The sequence below is a fragment of the Brevibacillus choshinensis genome, from assembly GCF_001420695.1.
Taxonomy (GTDB): domain Bacteria; phylum Bacillota; class Bacilli; order Brevibacillales; family Brevibacillaceae; genus Brevibacillus; species Brevibacillus choshinensis.
In genome coordinates this window covers 2,050,687-2,068,197 of sequence record NZ_LJJB01000007.1, presented here as the reverse complement: position 1 = coordinate 2,068,197, position 17,511 = coordinate 2,050,687, and the positions used below count along the sequence as shown (strand labels likewise).

Genomic DNA, 17,511 nt, shown 5'->3' with positions numbered 1-17,511 from the left:
GAACGTCTATCGAGGCCTGCTCAAGGATGAGCGACCGCGTATCAGCGGAAAGTTTTCATGCGCTCCAGAATATATAAGCGTCCGCGCTTAAATATTCTTATACGTTAGAAAAGCATACGAGAAATGGGGAAACGATCATGAATACGATTTATTGCTTAGTGCCAAAAGGATACTGGGAACAATGGGAAGGACGGGAGCATTATCTCCCGCGAGACTATGAGCAGGAAGGATTCATCCATGCGACAAAAGGGGATGATCTGCTTGGGAAAGTCGCAGATCGCGTATACGCTGAATACGAGGGTGAGTTGTTTGTGCTCGTCGTAGATGAAGACAAATCGGCGTCTCCAATCAAATATGAGCAAGCCAAGGATGGGTTGCTGTACCCGCACATCTATGGACCACTGAACCATGACGCGATTGTTGACGTGAAAAGCATGCTACGCACAAACGGAAATTGGGGGATTGGAGAAAGTATCCGATAAGGCTGCTACCAGTTAAACCATTGCAATAGGTTCAGGACTTCCTGCCGTTTTTCTTCCGGCAGCTTGTCGAGCCTGCGTAGGAGTAGTCCGATTCGTAGCCGTTGCTCATCTTCTGTTTCTCGTTGTTTGTGATCCGTCATTCGCTGGCGCTTGAGTCGGACAGGATCTGTCTCGGAGATGATTTTGAGTAGCTTGCGTTCGAGTAAATCGAGAGATGCCATCTGTGAAACCCTCTTTGCTTCATGTTTTTTCGTCTTTGCATTATAGCACGGCCTTCCTTTTACATAAATCATCCATGATTGGCGCACAATGGTATAGGTGTATTCACCACGATATCATGTTGCGAGGAGTGCTTGTAGATGGCAAAGCCGGATGATCGTTCAGACAATGTAGAAAAACTGCAGGAAATGCTGCAAAACACCGAGGAGAGCATTCGCGAGTCAAGGGATTACTTGGCGGCCCATGCAGGTGAGATTTCAGCAGAAGAAAAGGCGAACATTGAAGCGAAAAACCAGCGTCGTGAAGAAAGTATTGATGGTTTTCGTTCGGAAATCAAGGACGAAAGCTCCCAAAGCTAATACGACAAAGAATGCGCCTGTTGCCACGTTGCGACAGGCGTTTTTTCTTCGAAGTGTAACAACACATGATTTGTTTTGCGAAACGTGGTAATCTGTTAGAGGAACAAATTGAAAAAAGAGGAGAAAGACCATGAAACGACCAGAGGATACACGCGTCGTTGTCGGTATGTCCGGCGGAGTCGACTCCTCCGTGACGGCTTACCTGCTCAAGCAACAGGGATATGACGTCATCGGCATCTTCATGAAAAACTGGGATGATACCGATGAATTCGGCCACTGCACGGCGGAAGATGACTTCCAGGACGTTCGGCGCGTCTGTGAACAAATCGGCATTCCATACTACACAGTCAATTTTGAAAAAGAATACATGGATAAAGTATTCCAGTATTTTTTGGATGAATATAAACGAGGGCGTACTCCAAATCCGGATGTCATGTGCAATCGAGAAATCAAGTTTGGAGAATTGCTCTCTAAAGTCAAGGATTTGGGCGCGGATTATATCGCTACCGGACACTACGCGCAGGTGAAGGAAGTAGACGGCGAGTACAAGCTGATCCGTGGAGTAGACTCCAACAAGGATCAGACTTATTTCCTCAATGTGCTGGGTCAGGACCAGCTGTCTCGAACCATGTTCCCGATCGGCCATATGCCAAAAGCACAAGTGCGAGAAATTGCCGAACAAGCAGGACTCGCCACTGCGAAGAAAAAGGACAGTACCGGTATATGCTTTATCGGTGAACGAAACTTCCGTGAGTTTTTACAAAACTACCTACCTGCCAAGCCAGGTAATATCGAGACCGTAGAGGGGACCGTGATTGGTCAACACGACGGCTTGATGTACTATACGCTGGGTCAACGCCAGGGACTGGGTATCGGCGGAGGGCATGGAACCAGTGGACAACCTTGGTTCGTGGTCGACAAAGACCTGAAACGCAACGCATTGATCGTGGGGGAAGGCTCGGATCATCCACGTCTGTACTCTACCAGCTTGATCGCGACTGATGTGAGCTGGGTAAGTAATCAACAACCTGCATCAGTCTTTACCTGTACCGCCAAATTCCGCTACCGTCAACCAGATCAAGGAGTCACTGTTCATCTGCGGGAAGGCAACACGGTCGAGGTCGTGTTTGAAAAACCTCAAAAAGCAGTAACGCCTGGTCAAGCTGTCGTCTTCTATGACGGAGAATTCTGCTTGGGCGGAGGAACGATTGATCAAGTCACCTTGATGGACAAATAGAACACAAGATTGACGGGGGTAACGCGGTGGATCCAGCGAAGAAGTCAAAAATCATCATTGTTTCTTTTTTAGTAGGAGCTCTCCTCCTGGGGTTTTTAGCATACAAGGGCATGTCAACGACTGGACAAGAGCATATGGCTATTATCAAGAAAGTGATTCAGGATAAAGGCGGTGTGATCGTTGCGGGTGGCGTGACTGCTGTTCCTGTAGACGAGAGTCCATTTGAACGAGGCGGGAAAGGCAATACCATCTATAAAATTGATTTTACGAAAGATGGGAAACCGCTCACCGCGTGGTATCGTTCTGAAAACCATTCCTCCATTCTCAAAGAACCGGAAGAGTGGATTCTTCCCTAAACCAGTGAAACAAAATGGGAGAGTGAGGGTTGACGATGACCGAACAACTTGCCGGGCTTCGCGAGCTTGCCAGACTCATACAGCGTATTGAACCAAATCTGGCGGGAGCTTCTTTGAGCATTTTAGCTCATGACAACAAGGATGAAATAGCAAATCTACTGGTAGAAGGTTTTGGCGTCCGCATCCCTGTTCAACACAGTTCAGGAGAGTACGCCAACCATCTGGCTGTCCTTCGTGTGGGCAGCACGAAATACACCTTTGCTCAAGATTGGCGCGAAGTGTATATTAGCGAAATCAATTACTGTGCGTGCCGCATTCCAGCAGGGGCACATGGGCTACTGGTACATCATGTGGATTATCCAGGGGTTATTTATGATGTCTCACGGAAATTGGCAGATTATGAAATCAACATTTCCAAGCTGAATGTATCTCGTGAGCAAAAGGGGAAAAACGCTTTACTCGTTTCTGTAACGGATGAAGAAATTACACCTTCTGTCGTTACCGCGATCGAGGAATTACCGCAGATTACCAAAGTCGTGTCCCTTCAATAATCCGTTTGCCGTATTTGAATTGCGCACCGTCCGCAAGCTCGCGGGCGGTTTTCTCTTTTTGTCTGATTCTACAAGATTTGACAAGATTGCAAACTATTGGAGTAGCACATTTCCGTCACAACTAATAGGCAGAAACTCTCTTCTCTCTCTTGACTGCTACGACATATTGATGTAAAGTAATTTCTACCAACTACATATTGATGCGGATAGGTGTCTAGCTACGAAATATTGGCAGACTTAATAGGGAAGTCGGTGCGATTCCGACGCGGTCCCGCCACTGTAACAGGGGAGCTCCATTTGACCAAATTTGCCACTGATCGACGTGATCGGGAAGGCAGGATGAAGCGGTGATCCTAGAGCCAGGAGACCTGCCTAACCGATGACACGAGGGAACCTACGGGAGATAGGAGAAGTGTTCGAGCGCTCGATTCGCGGTTGCGAGTCGGTAGATCTTTGGACTCTTTGCGCATTCGACTTTCTCTTACAGTCGAATGCGCTTTTCTATTGCAGGATCAGGAATGAAAGGATGAGGGGACATATGCTCATCGCGTACGATTCCAAGACAGGAAACGTTCGGAGATTTGTTAACAAGCTCAATCTGCCCAGTGTGGAGATTGATGAACAGATGGTGATCGAGGAACCGTTTGTCTTAATTACCTATACGACTGGTTTTGGACAGGTTCCAGAAAAAGTGACGTCGTTTCTCCAACGAAACCACTTGTATATGAAAGGTGTCTCAGCAAGTGGCAATCGCAACTGGGGGACGAGCTTTGCTAAGAGCGCCGATACAATCGCCCATCAATACGGCGTTCCGGTGATCTCCAAATTTGAATTATCCGGTACCGGCCGGGATGTAGAACATTTTACGAGCGGGGTGGCCACCATTGCGGCATATTGAATTGAACAATGAACTCATGCAACGAGGCGAAGACGGGTTTTACCAATTGGAAAAAGACAAGGAAGCTGTTGCGGACTTTCTGAGAGAAGTGGAAGCCAAGACGATGTCCTTTGGTAGCGTCAAGGAAAGAATGGATTACTTGATCCAGAACGACTACTACGAAAATGTGTACGAGCGTTATACTGAGGCACAGGTGGATGAAGTATTCCGATTGGCAAAGGAAGCTTCATTCCAATTCGCTTCTTACATGGCCATCTCCAAGTTTTATAAGGATTACGCACTCAAAACAGACGATAAATCTACGTATCTCGAGCAATACCCGGACCGCGTCGCTATCGTCGCCCTGTCACTGGCTCAAGGGGATTTTGACACGGCCAAGCGCTTGACGGTGTCGATGATGGATCAACGGCTGCAGCCTGCTACCCCGACGTTTTTAAATGCTGGGAAAAGTCGCCGCGGTGAAATGGTTTCGTGTTTTTTGCTCGAGATGGACGATTCTCTCAACTCGATCAATTACATATTAGGAACGTGCATGCAATTGTCCAAGATTGGTGGAGGTGTCGCGGTTAATTTATCCAAGCTGCGTGGCCGTGGAGAACCGATCAAAGGAGTAGAAGGGGCAGCAAAAGGTATCATGCCAGTACTCAAGCTTCTCGAAGACGCTTTTTCGTACGCCGATCAGATGGGTCAGCGCAAAGGCTCGGGAGCTGCCTACTACAACATTTTTGGCTGGGACATCAACGAGTTTCTCGATTGTAAGAAGATCAACGCCGATGAAAAATCGCGGATCAAAACGCTGTCGATTGGCTTGATTGTGCCTCATGTTTTTTACAAGCTGGCAGAAGAAAATAAACCATTGACTATCTTTGCCCCCTACTCCGTCTACAAAGAATACGGTAAGCATCTGGATGATTTGGACATGGATGAGATGTACGAAGAGCTGCTCGCCAATGACCGAGTCAAGAAAAAGACGATCATGAGCGCACGGGAAATGCTGACGAAGATCGCTATGATCCAGCTCGAGTCTGGCTATCCTTACATCATGAATAAGTCCAATGCTAACAAGAACCACGCGCTCAAGGATATCGGATCGGTCAAGATGTCTAATCTGTGCACGGAGATCTTCCAGCTGCAGGATACATCGACCATCACTAACTACGGTGAGATGGATATCATTCGTCGAGACATCAGTTGCAATCTGGCATCGCTCAACATTGTAAACGTCATGGAACAAAAGATGATTCGAGAGTCTGTACACGAAGGCATCGAGGCCATCACAGCCGTAAGTGACATGACAGCCGTGGAAAATGCCCCGGGAGTCCAAAAGGCAAATCGCGAGCTCCACTCGGTTGGTCTCGGTGCCATGAACCTGCACGGCTTCCTGGCAAAAAACAAAATCGCCTATGAAAGTGAAGAGGCTAAAGATTTTGCCCGCACGTTCTTCATGATGATGAACTATTATTCACTCGAAAAGAGCATGGAGATTGCCAAAGAAAGAGAGACGACCTTCCTCGGATTTGAGCAATCGGAGTATGCCAAAGGAACGTATTTTGCGAAATACGTTACGACGGATTATCAGCCGCGGACGGAAAAAGCCAAGCAGCTCTTCTCGGGTATGCATATTCCGACAACAGAGGATTGGGCAGCTCTGCAGCAAAACGTTCAAAAGTACGGGGTGTATCACGCTTATCGACTCGCGATTGCGCCAACCCAGAGCATTTCTTACATCCAAAATGCAACTTCGAGCGTTATGCCAATTGTAGAGCACATCGAAACAAGAACCTACGCCAACTCGACGACGTACTACCCGATGCCATACTTGTCGCAAGAGAATTACTTTTATTACAAGTCGGCATACGTGATCGACCAGTTCAAGGTCATCGATCTAATTGCTGAGATTCAAGAGCACGTAGACCAAGGGATTTCAACGGTCCTCCACGTGAACAGCAATGTGTCCACGAGAGATCTGGCACGTTACTATATTTACGCGGCGAAAAAAGGTCTGAAATCACTCTACTATACACGCACCAAGCATTTGACCGTAGAAGAGTGCATTAGCTGCGCCGTGTAAACATGCAGGAATGACATAGAGGTAGGAACAAGCATATAGAGAAGAGGAACGCCCAATGAAAGCTGTCAATTGGAACAGGCCAGATGATGATTTTACGATGACGTTTTGGAATCAAAACATTATGCAGTTTTGGACGGACGACGAAATTCCGCTCTCAGACGATAAAATGTCCTGGATGGAGTTGACGGCTGCTGAGCGCGACACCTATAAAAAAGTGTTGGGTGGTCTCACTTTGCTGGATACGGTCCAAGGTGGAGTCGGGATGCCCAAAATCATGGAGCATGTGGACGGTCTGCAGCGCAAAGCCGTTCTCGCGTTCATGGGAATGATGGAGCAGATCCACGCCAAATCGTACAGCAGCATTTTTACCACGCTGGCAGCGACAGAGGAGATCGATGAGATTTTCAGCTGGGTGGAGCAAAACCCTCGTCTCCAATTGAAGGCAAAATTGATTTCCAGTCGTTATCAAGAAATCGAGACGCAGAAGGACCTGTACATGGCGATGGTCGCTTCCGTCTTTTTGGAGAGCTATCTGTTCTACAGTGGCTTCTTTTATCCGCTCTATTTGGCAGGACAAGGCAAGATGACGAGCAGCGGTGAAATTATCGACTTAATTGTCCGCGATGAGAGCATTCACGGCTTGTACGTTGGGGTGCTGGCGCAGGAAGTATACCAGCGTTTGAGCGTAAATGAACAGCAGGCATGCAAAGAAGAGTTGTACGAACTGTTGCAAGAGCTTCAGCGAAATGAAGAGGCGTATACGACTGAGCTGTACGCATCCATTGGTCTCGCAGAGGAAGTACAAGCCTATGTCCGATACAACGCGAATAAAGCCCTGATGAATCTGGGGCTGGATCCGATCTTCCCGGAAGAAGACGTCAACCCGATTGTCCTGAATGGCATTCGCACGCAAACGAAGCAACACGATTTCTTCTCCAAAAAAGGGAACGGCTACGTACGCACCATTCATGTAGAGCAGCTCTCGGATGACGATTTCAAATTTGATCTGGAATAGATGATACACACAAAGAACTCCATCCCGAAACGGATCGAGTTCTTTGTCGTTTTCCGCTAGTTTTTTCCCTTTCCTTGTTTCGCTAGCCAATCCTCAAAGCGAGTGAGACCAGGGTGTAACGCTCGCAGAGCAGGAAGGTCAACGACATGGCCGCCACTGTTTAACCACTCATAGATGTTCGCCTGGGTTTCACTTTCAGCTCGTATCGTTTCGATGGAGATCGGTGTATACACGATGGATTGACCTGTAGCACGGCTGTACGCTGCTGCAAGTTCAGGAGGAGTAAGCGAATCGCTGGCCATTTCCATCGTCTTTCCGATGAAGGTTTCTGGTTCCTGAAAAGCGATTTTGACGAATGCCCCGATGTCGTCGACGGCAATGAGGTTGACGGGGATGTCATGTGCAATGGCTTCGGCATACGTTCTATTTTGAATGGGGGAGTATGCGCTGATGTAATTTTCCATGAAAAAGGTGAAGCGCAGAGGCCTTTTGCACGGTTGGGCAATGACGAAGTAAGACCATTTGCCCCCGATAACCTGGATCGCTGCACAGATGGGCACATAGCAGGAATACTCTACGGGCTGAGTCATGAGACGACACCTCCTTACGATTGGTTAGCTGCTCTACATTTATGAAGCTTATTAAAAGAAAGTGCGTTCTTTTGGACAAGAGAGTATGGAGACAATCTTTTGCAGATGCGGCAATGGGGAGAGAAGTGGCAGGCGATGCCGTTGGTGGAAGAGAGTGAAACTTTATAATCATAGACTCAATAGGAGTAGAGTCCTCTTCAAATAAATGAAGAGGGCTTTTTGCCTATTTGATTACTGGTAAAATGCTCCTGAATCATAATGAGAAAGCTGATAATGGTATTTTATCTACAGGGGGGTAGATTGAGTTCACAAGATGAGGTATTGCAAGAACTACAAAAGAAAACGCGGACCCTATGGTTATCGAATACGATGTAATCGTCGAAGATCAGCAAATTCAAATCCTGCGACTCAGTTAAAAATGTTCAGAGAAAATAAAGTTTTAGACTCGCATGATCACTACGCTAACGAGGCAGTATAGTTGAAAAAGGAACTTTAAATTTAAATCTCGAATATCTCATGTAATCGGATAGCTAAAAATTTGATGACAGACAGGAGTTAAATACGATGATAAAAGGTTTCGGAGGAATATTTTGGAGAACTAAGAATCTTGAAGTTATAAAAAAATGGTACAGTGAAGTGTTGAAGATGGAAATAGAAAATTGGAATGGGACTGTGATAAAACCCGAATTAGGAAATGAGACTATCTTTTCTTTCTTTACCGAGAATGACAGTTATTTTCCAACAGAACAACAAGTGATGTTAAATTTCCAAGTACATAATCTAAACGAGACTATTAAGCATCTTGAACATATTGGTGTACCTCTTGCAAAGAAAAAAGAGATTAGTGAATTTGGAAAGTTTATTTGGATTGAAGATCCTGAAGGTCGACTGGTCGAGCTTTGGGAGAAATAACGAGTTGTAATTCATTTGCTATTGAGCTAACGGGCATCGATAGCTGAAAAGACACAAGGCAGCCGACCAGTATGATCGGCTGCCTTAACATATTAACGGGCTTCATTGCAATCGTCTCTCTGCACTTCAGCCTCGATTGTATCTTTCATAACCTCTGCTCCCCGATTTATACGTGCTTGAATTTCTGGTGTTAGTTGTTCGGGAAGGAAATCGGTTATCCAAACAAGCTTACTGCCATTTTTGTCATTGGGGAACACCTGGAAGGAAGCATGGTGATGCAGGAGTGGCATTCGTGCTTCTTTTACCGCGTATGCCATTCGACGCTCCCCTTCATCAATGGAAACGATAAGCTCGCTGGCGTTGGTACCAGCAGCCTTTTTTGCATTTGCATTGCTAACCGGCAGCATAGTGGAAAGGATACCTTCGCTGTTATTAACATGACACAAGTTGACATATTTAAGGTCTATAATTGGCGGTAGATCAACGAAAGGAGTAACCGATCATGAAACCTCTAAATGGAAAAGTGGCTTTGGTGGCAGGTGCAACACGCGGCGCTGGTAGAGGAATAGCTATCGAATTAGGGGCGGCTGGAGCTACTGTTTATGTGACAGGACGAACGACACAAACTCAACGCTCTGAGTACAATCGTCCTGAAACTATCGAAGAAACCGCTGAACTTGTAAGTAATGCGGGTGGCCGTGGAATAGCGATTCAAGTGGATCATCTACATCCTGATCAGGTTCAGGCTCTAATTGCTCGCATTGAGAATGAACAGGGAAGACTGGATATTTTGGTCAACGATGTGTGGGGGGCTGAATATTTGGCACAGTGGAACGTACCTGTGTGGGAGCACTCCCTTGAACGGGGGTTTCGCATGCTTCGGCTTGCGATTGATACTCATATTATTACAAGCCACTTTGCACTCTCCCTGTTAATTCGAAACAAGAATGGACTGGTCATTGAGATAACGGACGGCACGGCAGAATACAACGATAAAAACTACCGTTTATCACTGTTTTACGATCTAGCCAAGACGTCTGTCATTCGTATGGCTCAGTCTTTAGCCCATGAACTTTCACCATATAAATGCACAGCAGTAGCAGTGTCTCCGGGGTGGATGCGTTCTGAAATCATGCTTGATCATTACGATGTTAAGGAAGAAAACTGGCGTGACGCCACTGTGAGGGAACCTCATTTCATCATCTCGGAATCGCCACGTTTTGTAGGACGTGCCGTTGCCGCACTAGCTGGAGATCCGGAAGTTGCCCGATGGAACGGTCAATCTGTTTCAAGTGGTAAGCTGGCACAAGAGTATGGTTTTTATGATCTTGACGGCTCTCAGCCAGACTGCTGGCGGTATCTCGTAGAAGTGCAAGATGCAGGCAAACCAGCGAATGCTTCTGGTTACCGCTAATATTCAATAAAGACCGAAATCAAACGTTCAGAAGAAAGATAATAAGTTGTTTTAACGATGCATGTAAACGATTCAACGAACTGGTTCGTTATTTCAATAACAACAGCGGCAGTCTAAGACTTTATTTTCAGGTCTTAGGTCGCCGCTGTTTCATTTATTGGGTTCAGTCTAATCACCCATGATCTGATCGATCACAACCATTGATTAAAATGAATTCAGGCAGCCGTAAACTAAGGATACGTAGGTCTTAGGTCGAAAGTTTTTTGGTGGTTTTCCAACCCCGAAGTCTAATCTGAACCTATTGCACTTCGAGCACCGCCGAATGTTGCCAATGAGCACGTGTATAAAACTACACCGCTTAAAGTGCATGACCTACGTATACTTTAGTAAAGAAGGGACTTACCATGGATGCCATTTTGGAACGTTGTGCCGGATTGGACGTACATCAGGAAACCATTGTAGCTTGTGTGATGTATGGACCGTTGGATAAAAGGGCCAAAAAGGAAATTCGGACATTCGGTACTACAACAAAGGAACTTCTTCAACTGCAAGACTGGCTGACAGAATACAACTGCTCGGATGTCGCTATGGAAAGTACAGGAGTCTACTGGAAGCCGATATGGAATATCCTCGAGGGTTCTTTTCATCTTTGGCTTGCCAATCCTCAGCGCATCAAAAACGTTCCCGGTCGTAAGACAGACATGAAGGATGCCGTTTGGATTGCCCAGTTACTTCGTTGTGGATTAATAGAAGCTAGCTTCGTTCCACCAGAAGACATTCGGGATCTACGAGATCTTACTCGGTATCGACGTAAATTGTTGGGCGACGCCACCGCAGAGAAAAATCGGGTTCATCGCATCCTTCAGGATGCGAATATTAAGCTAACTACGTACGTTTCCGATGTTTTTGGTATATCTAGACGAGCCCTGCTCGACTCCCTCGTCAACGGAGAAGTACTTGATCCTCAGCAAGTTGAACAAATGGTTAAGACTAGTTTAAAAAAGAAAGTCCCCCAATTGATCGAAGCACTGAATGGTCGTATACGGCTCCATCATCGCAAGATGATACAAAAACATCTCAATCACCTCGCATACTTGGAGAAAGAAATCGAAGTATTAGAGTCAGATATCGCACAACTTCTTTCACCCTACCAAGAGGCTGTCGATCTATTAGTAACCATTCCCGGCATTCAAAAAGATGCAGCGGCGGGCATCCTTGCTGAAATCGGTTGCGATATGTCAATGTTTCCTTCGGAAGGGCATTTAGCTTCATGGGCAGGAGTAAGTCCTGGAAATAACGAAAGTGCGGGCAAAAAGAAAAGCACCCGCACACGAAGTGGTAACAAAGGACTGAAGTCCATTCTTTGCCAAGCAGCGTGGGCCGCAGCAAAAGCAAAAGGCTCACGACTCTCCTCCTTTTACCATCGCTTAGTCAAACGACGAGGCCCTAAGAAAGCCAACATGGCTGTATCCCATTTACTTTTAAGGATCATTTATCAAATGCTACTCCGTAACGAACCTTACAATGAGTTGGGTTGGGATTACCTTCCGCAGAAAGAAAAGAGTGTGGACTACTGGGTTCAACGCATCAAAAATTTAGGTTATAGCGTGAATCTTCAAATCGAAACTGCTTAAAAAATACCTAGCGATTCGATTTTTCTCTCGAAATAGGAGAGCTTTTTTGCTGTGCCTATTTCCGGATATTCATTTTCGTATAAAAACTTTATTTTAAAAGAACAAAAAAAGATCGCTTTCCCCACGGCTACTGTCCATGCCGGGAAGGCGATCTTTTCAGTTTGTAACTCAGTGTGAGGCTTGAAGGTGTATTTCGATCCTCGAAGGATCATGAACAATCAACTTCTTTTCTTTGGTCTGACAAGGAACGTTTGCAGCAGAAAACCGCTCGCGTATGAATTGGACCTCTTGCTCGTTTGGCAGCACAATTGAGTAATGAGCCAATCCTGCTGCATGAGGAGGAGCCAATGGAGTACCGACGCCTGCCCATGTATTCATTCCGATAGGATGATGGTAACCGCCAGCTGAGCTCAGCTGCCGCTCTGCGGGGAAGAACGATTGCATCAGGAACTTCGACCAGCCTGACCAACGGCTGTACACCAACGGCAGTCAAATCGGCATAGCTCTGTTGCTCCAGAAGGATCTGTAATCCGACGACATCTCGATAAAAGGCGAGTGACTTTGTAAGTGAGCTTACTTTTAAGGTAACTAAACCAATATGTCTCGCTGTGATCTATGTACCTAAGCGAAATAGTGGGTGCAACTGGCATCAAAATGAAGTGAAAACTACATTTTTGTAGATATATTGTAGCGAATTATTGCAAGAGATATAATATTCACAAAATACCGAAGATACCAGTCTTGCAAAGGAGAGCCGCAGATGGATGAGCAAGTAAAAGAACGAATCCGAAAACAGTACGGAAATCTCACGGCCAGTCAAAAAATCATTTCAAAGTTTGTTATTGAGAAGCCCAGTCTGATCGCGATCCATACTGCCAAAAAAATCGCTGATCTGACTAACATGAGTGAGGCGACGGTCATTCGTTTTTGCTACGCCTTGGGATACACAGGCTACACGGAGTTGCAGGATGAGATCAAAAAGTCCTTGCTGATAGCTGAACCACGCAAAGGCCCTATTCAAAAATATCGAGATACGGAAGAAATCCTTACGCGCGACAACTACGCCCAGCAGGTCATCGAGACGGACATCGCCTACTTGCAACAAGGGCTCCAGCAGCTTGATTACCGACTGTTCGAGCAAGCCATCCAGAGCATCATTTCGGCAAATCGGATCGTTGTCGTCGGCTTCCGTTGGTGCCATATTCCTGCCAAATGGCTTTTCTCGACCCTCAATGCAATCAAGGGAAACACCTATCTGTATACAGGCGCCGTGGACAATGCGGACTACTTTATCACCGAACGTGACCAGGAGTGGCTGGTCATCGCGCTTTCATTTCCTCGTCACCCGACTGAAACGGTAGCGCTTGTCCAATCTGCCAAAGCATTGGGTGCCAAAGTGCTGGCGATGACGGAGGGAGAGCTGTCACCCATCAGTCAAATGGCCGATTTGCTTTTGAAAGTCACGACTCCACAGCCCGCAGCGACTAGTGGAATGCCAGTTTTGTTTTCCTTGTTAAATGTGCTGATCAAAGGGGTGATGGTGTACGACGCTGAGAACGTCCAAAAGCGATTGCAGCACTACGACGAAATCAGTTCGCAGCTTTACTCGTTCATTGGCGACGAGGATGAATTTACGATCTGAGATGGGCTTGTAAAAATCAATGGAGCAGGAGGGACTTTAACATTGACTAGACCCGTTACATTTGCGGCTACAGGAGACAGCTTTATTACTCGTCAACTCTATAAGGACGAGGCATTCCATGAGATGGCGGCATTGCTCCATCGAGCAGATGTTCGTTTAGCCAATTTGGAAACAACCGTCCATGACAACAAGGGATATCCGAGCGCACAGAGCGGGGGAACGTGGGCGATGTCGCCTCCATCCGTGCTGCAGACCATGAAGGAGTATGGCTTCAACATGATCGGCTGGGCAAATAACCATACACTCGATTACTTGTACGGAGGACTTGAGGCGACAGAACAGCACTTAAACGAGTACGGATTCGTCCATGCAGGGGCAGGCAAAAATCTAGCGGAGGCTGGTGCACCACGGTATTTAGAATGCGAGTCTGCCCGAGTCGCATTGATAGCAGCTACGTCCACCTTTCATCCATGGTGGGCAGCGGGAGATCAGCGACCGGATAGTATCGGCAGGCCGGGAGTCAATCCGATGCGTTACATCATGGCGCACACTCTCACGGAGGAGAAGTTGAGTCATTTACAGGCGATAGCTGACTCCACTGACATCAACGCATTCAGCAAGATATTGATCGAGGAAGGCTTTATGAACGCACCTGGTCAGGACGTTTTTCTGTTCGGGACATCGCTCTTTCGACAGGGGGAACAGGATGAAACGAAAACAGAACCACACCCGCGCGATCTAAAACGAATCATCAAAACTATCGAGGAAGCCAAACGGAGGGCCGATTACGTCATCATCAGCATTCATGCCCATGAGATGAAAGGGGAGAAGAAGGAAGCGCCCGCAGAGTTTCTGGAGGTGTTTGCTCGTGCTTGCATTGATGCGGGGGCTCACGCAGTCGTTGGTCATGGCCCGCATCTGCTGCGAGGTATCGAAATATACAAAAACCGCCCCATCTTTTACAGCCTGGGAGATTTTATCTTTCAGACAGAGGCCGTCACGAGTCAGCCAGCCGATTTCTATGAGCATTACGGGCTTACCCACAACCACAATGTGGCGGACGCCCTGGAAGCGATGAGCGCGAAGTACACGCGAGGCTTGTGTGTTCATCAGGAAGTGTGGGAGGCTGTCGTCCCTATTTGGAAAATGCATGAAGGTGAACTGTTAGAAATCGAGCTGCACCCGATTGAATTGGGTTTTGATTTGCCGATACATCGGATGGGTTGGCCAACGCTGAGTGCTTCTTCTGCGATTTTAGAGAGACTACAGACACTGAGCGAGCCGTACGGGACCAAGATCGAAGTGGAAGGAAACGTAGGTAGAATACGCTTCAAACAAGTGGTTGGCAGTGATGTCACGTAAGGAGGTCCGCACTGATCTGGTCGAATATCTCCAGCTACAGGTAGAAGAAAAACGGATGGCTTGGCAGGTACCAGGGTGTGCAGTAGCCGTCATCTGTGATGGGGAAGTGGTATTTTCCAACGGGTTTGGCCACGCATACCGTGATGGTCGCCAGCCGATTACACCACAGACTTTATTCCCGATCGCCTCTGCCACCAAATCATTTACCTCGCTCAGCCTTGCGCTGCTGGTTGCTGAAGAGGTACTTGACTGGGACACTCCCTTGCGCTCGTATTGGTCTGACTTTCAGCTGTTCGATCCTGTGGCTACCGCTACCATCACGGCGAGAGATTTACTCTGTCATCGCTCGGGACTGCCTCGTCATGATCTCGTCTGGTATAACACGTCGGATTCACGCGAGGGATTGATGGAACGACTTCGCTATTTGGAGCCGACCAAGGCGTTTCGCTCTACGTATCAATACCAGAATCTGATGGTAACCGCAGCCGGTAGTCTGGTAGAGAGATTGAGCGGAAAAAAGTGGGAAGCATTTGTGAAAAAGCGAATTCTCGATCCGCTTCACATGGAAAACACCTATTTTACTGTGGGTGAAGCAGGACGAACGGGGCGTCTCGCCCGTCCCTACAGAAAAAAAGCAGCAGGTGTCGTAGAAGTGCCTTTTCTCAACAATGAAGCGATCGGTCCCGCAGGTTCAATGATCTCTACCATTCAAGACATGTCAAAATGGCTGCATCTTCACCTGCAAAAAGGGGTTGTTAACGGTTGCCCACTACTTTCTCCAGCATTATTAGAGGAACTGTATTGTCCGCAGATCGTCGCTGGTAAGCCTCATGAGCATATGCCGGAATTGACCACTTCGTATTCTGCATTGGGGTGGTTTGTGCAGAGCTATCGTGGGCACAGAATGATTTTTCATGCGGGCAACCTACAAGGATTTACGTCATTCGTTAGTTTCTTGCCTGACGCTCAGATGGGGATCGTGGTCTTGAGTCAGATCGACAATTCCCGACTACCCACGGTGCTTTCCTATGAGATTTACGATCACGTACTGGGAATGGAGCGATGTGATTGGAATGGAAGAATGAGGGAGGAAGCGAGAAAGGAAGAAGCGGCGCAGCAAGAGCAAGTTACTAAATGGGAGAGCTTGCGACTATTGCCTTCAGAAAAGGATGAAGCGGTAGGTGGTCCATCTGTACAGGCGTTCATCTCCGTAACGGGTGTATACGAGAATCAGGGTTATGGTACGATCACCATTTCCTATATAGATGGGCAGTTGTCGATGAGATACAACGGCATTGTCTTCTTGCTTGAACCGATGGCGGACTCTCGTTTTTTGGCCACTTTTAATGAATCGTACACGCTTCAGTTCCCGATTTCATTTCAAACGAATCACGAGGGGATGATCGTAAGTCTTTCCGCTCCGTTCGAGCCAGTTGAGGGAGCAAAAGCGTTGGTATTTACCCGAAAAGGAAATTTATTCTCTACCCAAATGGAGTGATGGGCACGATGGCTAGAGTGACATTAGTGTTGCTGTTTGTTTTGTATATGATCAACTACGCAGACAAAACGATCGCGGGGTATTCCGCTGTTCCGATCATGGAAGAGTTTGGCCTTTCCCAGAAAGAATGGGGATTAGTCGGCAGCAGCTTCTTCTGGTTTTTCTCTATCGCAGGGATTCTGGGAGCGGCGCTCTCAGATCGGATCGGGACGAAAAAAATGCTGGCGATTATGGCGATTTCCTGGACGGTAGTACAGTTTGGAGCCTATGCGATTGCAAGTCTGCCCATGCTCGTCTTGGCACGTGTACTGCTCGGGATTGGGGAAGGTCCGTTTTGGGCGACGGTTGTCAGTCATTTGAATAAATGGTATCCGGAAGAAAAACGTGGTCTCGTCTATTCCACCGTCAATTTTGGCGCATTTGTTGGTGCTGTTGCATCCGCGCCGTTGCTGGTCTCGATGATTGATCAGAACGGTTGGCGTTTTGCCTGGGCTTTTATGGGGGCACTCAGTCTGATCTGGTTCCTCGTCTGGATCTGGATTGGAAAAGAAAAACCAAAGCTCAACGTCACACCGATCTTGCCAGCTGTGAGCGAAGCACCAAAAGCGAAGTGGTCCGAAATCTCTGGTGTTATGCTATCATCCACCTATATCTTTTGCTTTCTCATCTATTTCGGGCAAATATGGGGTACGACCTTTGCAGCCGTGTGGGAGCCGGTGTACTTGGTGAAAGCGATCCATTTGACGAATCAGCAGATGGCTTATTCGATTGCAGGAACGGGTCTGGTAGCAGGTCTCATGACGATTCTTATTTCATCCATGGGTGACCGTCTGTACAAGAAGCATCGTTCCTATCGCAAATCGTACGTGCTGATCGGTGGGGTGTCGATTATTTTGGGTGGACTGTTCTTTTACTCCGTTACATGGGTACAATCGACTGCATGGGTATTGATCGCCCTGTGTCTGGGGAAAGGCTTCGCTTTTTCTGTAGGAACAGCAGCATCTGTGATCGTCAGCAGTCTGATGCCCACGCGTACAGGGCTGCTCGTCGGGGTCATGTCCAGTCTCGTCACATTAGCCGGCATTATTTCTCCTCTCGTTACGGGTTCGATTGTTGAGGCTGCGGGAGATATCAGCACAGGTTTCAGTCATGCAATGACCGTCAACGCCTTGATTTATCTCGTATTTGGGGTCCTGTTCTTGATCTTTGCCAAACGAAATGAAGGAAAAACGGAAATCTCTACACAAATCTCGCACATAACGGAAAAGTAA

General features: G+C 47.2%; 19 protein-coding genes and 1 riboswitch. Of the genes, 15 read left to right on the top strand and 4 right to left on the bottom strand.

All coding sequences use genetic code 11. The annotated features are described in order from the left end of the window. Positions 1-137: 137 nt before the first annotated feature. The gene (locus AN963_RS09755; RefSeq protein ID WP_055744275.1) at positions 138-482 is read left to right on the top strand and encodes a DUF952 domain-containing protein; all 345 of its coding nucleotides are present in this window, start codon (positions 138-140) and stop codon (positions 480-482) included. Between the two features lie 5 nt (positions 483-487). On the opposite strand, the gene AN963_RS09750 is transcribed toward AN963_RS09755, so the two are convergent. Further along, positions 488-703 (bottom strand): hypothetical protein, encoded by a 216-nt coding sequence (locus tag AN963_RS09750; protein WP_055744274.1) that lies wholly within the window; start codon positions 701-703, stop codon positions 488-490. A 138-nt stretch (positions 704-841) separates the two neighbouring features. Here AN963_RS09750 and tlp point away from each other — a divergent pair, with 138 nt between their 5' ends. From tlp to nrdF, 7 genes are all read left to right on the top strand, one after another. After that, the gene (gene tlp / locus AN963_RS09745; RefSeq protein ID WP_055744273.1) at positions 842-1,060 is read left to right on the top strand and encodes a small acid-soluble spore protein Tlp; all 219 of its coding nucleotides are present in this window, start codon (positions 842-844) and stop codon (positions 1,058-1,060) included. A 130-nt stretch (positions 1,061-1,190) separates the two neighbouring features. Next, positions 1,191-2,297 carry a tRNA 2-thiouridine(34) synthase MnmA gene (gene mnmA, locus AN963_RS09740; RefSeq protein WP_055744272.1) on the top strand — a complete coding sequence of 369 codons (1,107 nt, stop codon included), beginning with the start codon at positions 1,191-1,193 and terminating at the stop codon, positions 2,295-2,297. A 26-nt stretch (positions 2,298-2,323) separates the two neighbouring features. After that, positions 2,324-2,653: a hypothetical protein gene (locus AN963_RS09735; RefSeq protein WP_055744271.1), complete on the top strand. Its 330-nt coding sequence runs from the start codon at positions 2,324-2,326 to the stop codon at positions 2,651-2,653. Positions 2,654-2,688: 35 nt separating this feature from the next. Beyond that, positions 2,689-3,204: an ACT domain-containing protein gene (locus tag AN963_RS09730; protein WP_055744530.1), complete on the top strand. Its 516-nt coding sequence runs from the start codon at positions 2,689-2,691 to the stop codon at positions 3,202-3,204. 191 nt (positions 3,205-3,395) lie between these two features. Further along, positions 3,396-3,594, top strand: a riboswitch (cobalamin riboswitch). A 148-nt stretch (positions 3,595-3,742) separates the two neighbouring features. Then, positions 3,743-4,102, top strand: coding sequence for a class Ib ribonucleoside-diphosphate reductase assembly flavoprotein NrdI (nrdI, locus tag AN963_RS09725; protein WP_055744270.1), 360 nt, complete (start codon positions 3,743-3,745; stop codon positions 4,100-4,102). After that, positions 4,089-6,173, top strand: coding sequence for a class 1b ribonucleoside-diphosphate reductase subunit alpha (nrdE, locus tag AN963_RS09720; RefSeq protein WP_055744269.1), 2,085 nt, complete (start codon positions 4,089-4,091; stop codon positions 6,171-6,173). Before nrdI ends, nrdE begins: the two co-directional genes overlap by 14 nt. Before the next feature lie 55 nt (positions 6,174-6,228). After that, the gene (gene nrdF / locus AN963_RS09715) at positions 6,229-7,188 is read left to right on the top strand and encodes a class 1b ribonucleoside-diphosphate reductase subunit beta (protein ID WP_055744268.1); all 960 of its coding nucleotides are present in this window, start codon (positions 6,229-6,231) and stop codon (positions 7,186-7,188) included. A gap of 56 nt (positions 7,189-7,244) precedes the next feature. On the opposite strand, the gene AN963_RS09710 is transcribed toward nrdF, so the two are convergent. Beyond that, complete coding sequence (locus AN963_RS09710; protein WP_055744267.1) at positions 7,245-7,778, bottom strand: NmrA family NAD(P)-binding protein; 534 nt, start codon at positions 7,776-7,778, stop codon at positions 7,245-7,247. 564 nt (positions 7,779-8,342) lie between these two features. On the opposite strand from AN963_RS09710, the gene AN963_RS09705 reads away from it, so the two are divergent. Then, complete coding sequence (locus tag AN963_RS09705) at positions 8,343-8,690, top strand: VOC family protein (protein WP_055744266.1); 348 nt, start codon at positions 8,343-8,345, stop codon at positions 8,688-8,690. Between the two features lie 92 nt (positions 8,691-8,782). Here AN963_RS09705 and AN963_RS09700 read toward each other — a convergent pair whose 3' ends face one another. After that, positions 8,783-9,097 (bottom strand): SRPBCC family protein, encoded by a 315-nt coding sequence (locus AN963_RS09700; protein ID WP_055744265.1) that lies wholly within the window; start codon positions 9,095-9,097, stop codon positions 8,783-8,785. Positions 9,098-9,192: 95 nt separating this feature from the next. Between AN963_RS09700 and AN963_RS09695 the strand changes: the two genes are divergently transcribed. Both AN963_RS09695 and AN963_RS09690 read left to right on the top strand, forming a co-directional pair. Further along, a complete protein-coding gene (locus tag AN963_RS09695; RefSeq protein ID WP_055744264.1) occupies positions 9,193-10,104 on the top strand; it encodes an SDR family oxidoreductase in 912 nt (303 codons plus the stop codon). A gap of 404 nt (positions 10,105-10,508) precedes the next feature. After that, a complete protein-coding gene (locus tag AN963_RS09690; RefSeq protein ID WP_055744263.1) occupies positions 10,509-11,738 on the top strand; it encodes an IS110 family RNA-guided transposase in 1,230 nt (409 codons plus the stop codon). Between the two features lie 168 nt (positions 11,739-11,906). On the opposite strand, the gene AN963_RS30805 is transcribed toward AN963_RS09690, so the two are convergent. Then, positions 11,907-12,182, bottom strand: a complete 276-nt coding sequence (locus AN963_RS30805; RefSeq protein ID WP_152985625.1) for a VOC family protein — start codon at positions 12,180-12,182, stop codon at positions 11,907-11,909. Positions 12,183-12,498: 316 nt separating this feature from the next. On the opposite strand from AN963_RS30805, the gene AN963_RS09680 reads away from it, so the two are divergent. The 4 genes from AN963_RS09680 to AN963_RS09665 are packed head-to-tail and all read left to right on the top strand — an operon-like array spanning position 12,499 to position 17,511. Then, entirely contained in the window at positions 12,499-13,380 is an 882-nt protein-coding gene (locus AN963_RS09680; protein WP_055744261.1) for a MurR/RpiR family transcriptional regulator, read from the top strand. A gap of 42 nt (positions 13,381-13,422) precedes the next feature. After that, positions 13,423-14,742 (top strand): CapA family protein, encoded by a 1,320-nt coding sequence (locus AN963_RS09675; protein ID WP_055744260.1) that lies wholly within the window; start codon positions 13,423-13,425, stop codon positions 14,740-14,742. Further along, the gene (locus tag AN963_RS09670; protein WP_055744259.1) at positions 14,732-16,240 is read left to right on the top strand and encodes a serine hydrolase; all 1,509 of its coding nucleotides are present in this window, start codon (positions 14,732-14,734) and stop codon (positions 16,238-16,240) included. Before AN963_RS09675 ends, AN963_RS09670 begins: the two co-directional genes overlap by 11 nt. Positions 16,241-16,248: 8 nt before the next feature. Next, a complete protein-coding gene (locus AN963_RS09665; RefSeq protein ID WP_055744258.1) occupies positions 16,249-17,511 on the top strand; it encodes an MFS transporter in 1,263 nt (420 codons plus the stop codon).

What these genes read in the sequence shown, in the direction of transcription:
- AN963_RS09700 (WP_055744265.1), bottom strand. Translation starts at nt 9,097, where the DNA reads ATGCTGCCGGTTAGCAATGCAAATGCAAAAAAGGCTGCTGGTACCAAC.
- AN963_RS09670 (WP_055744259.1), top strand. Translation starts at nt 14,732, where the DNA reads ATGTCACGTAAGGAGGTCCGCACTGATCTGGTCGAATATCTCCAGCTA.
- AN963_RS09750 (WP_055744274.1), bottom strand. Translation starts at nt 703, where the DNA reads ATGGCATCTCTCGATTTACTCGAACGCAAGCTACTCAAAATCATCTCC.
- tlp (WP_055744273.1), top strand. Translation starts at nt 842, where the DNA reads ATGGCAAAGCCGGATGATCGTTCAGACAATGTAGAAAAACTGCAGGAA.
- nrdI (WP_055744270.1), top strand. Translation starts at nt 3,743, where the DNA reads ATGCTCATCGCGTACGATTCCAAGACAGGAAACGTTCGGAGATTTGTT.
- AN963_RS09710 (WP_055744267.1), bottom strand. Translation starts at nt 7,778, where the DNA reads ATGACTCAGCCCGTAGAGTATTCCTGCTATGTGCCCATCTGTGCAGCG.
- AN963_RS09705 (WP_055744266.1), top strand. Translation starts at nt 8,343, where the DNA reads ATGATAAAAGGTTTCGGAGGAATATTTTGGAGAACTAAGAATCTTGAA.
- AN963_RS09755 (WP_055744275.1), top strand. Translation starts at nt 138, where the DNA reads ATGAATACGATTTATTGCTTAGTGCCAAAAGGATACTGGGAACAATGG.
- AN963_RS09690 (WP_055744263.1), top strand. Translation starts at nt 10,509, where the DNA reads ATGGATGCCATTTTGGAACGTTGTGCCGGATTGGACGTACATCAGGAA.
- AN963_RS09665 (WP_055744258.1), top strand. Translation starts at nt 16,249, where the DNA reads ATGGCTAGAGTGACATTAGTGTTGCTGTTTGTTTTGTATATGATCAAC.
- mnmA (WP_055744272.1), top strand. Translation starts at nt 1,191, where the DNA reads ATGAAACGACCAGAGGATACACGCGTCGTTGTCGGTATGTCCGGCGGA.
- AN963_RS09680 (WP_055744261.1), top strand. Translation starts at nt 12,499, where the DNA reads ATGGATGAGCAAGTAAAAGAACGAATCCGAAAACAGTACGGAAATCTC.
- nrdF (WP_055744268.1), top strand. Translation starts at nt 6,229, where the DNA reads ATGAAAGCTGTCAATTGGAACAGGCCAGATGATGATTTTACGATGACG.
- AN963_RS30805 (WP_152985625.1), bottom strand. Translation starts at nt 12,182, where the DNA reads ATGCAATCGTTCTTCCCCGCAGAGCGGCAGCTGAGCTCAGCTGGCGGT.
- AN963_RS09695 (WP_055744264.1), top strand. Translation starts at nt 9,193, where the DNA reads ATGAAACCTCTAAATGGAAAAGTGGCTTTGGTGGCAGGTGCAACACGC.
- AN963_RS09730 (WP_055744530.1), top strand. Translation starts at nt 2,689, where the DNA reads ATGACCGAACAACTTGCCGGGCTTCGCGAGCTTGCCAGACTCATACAG.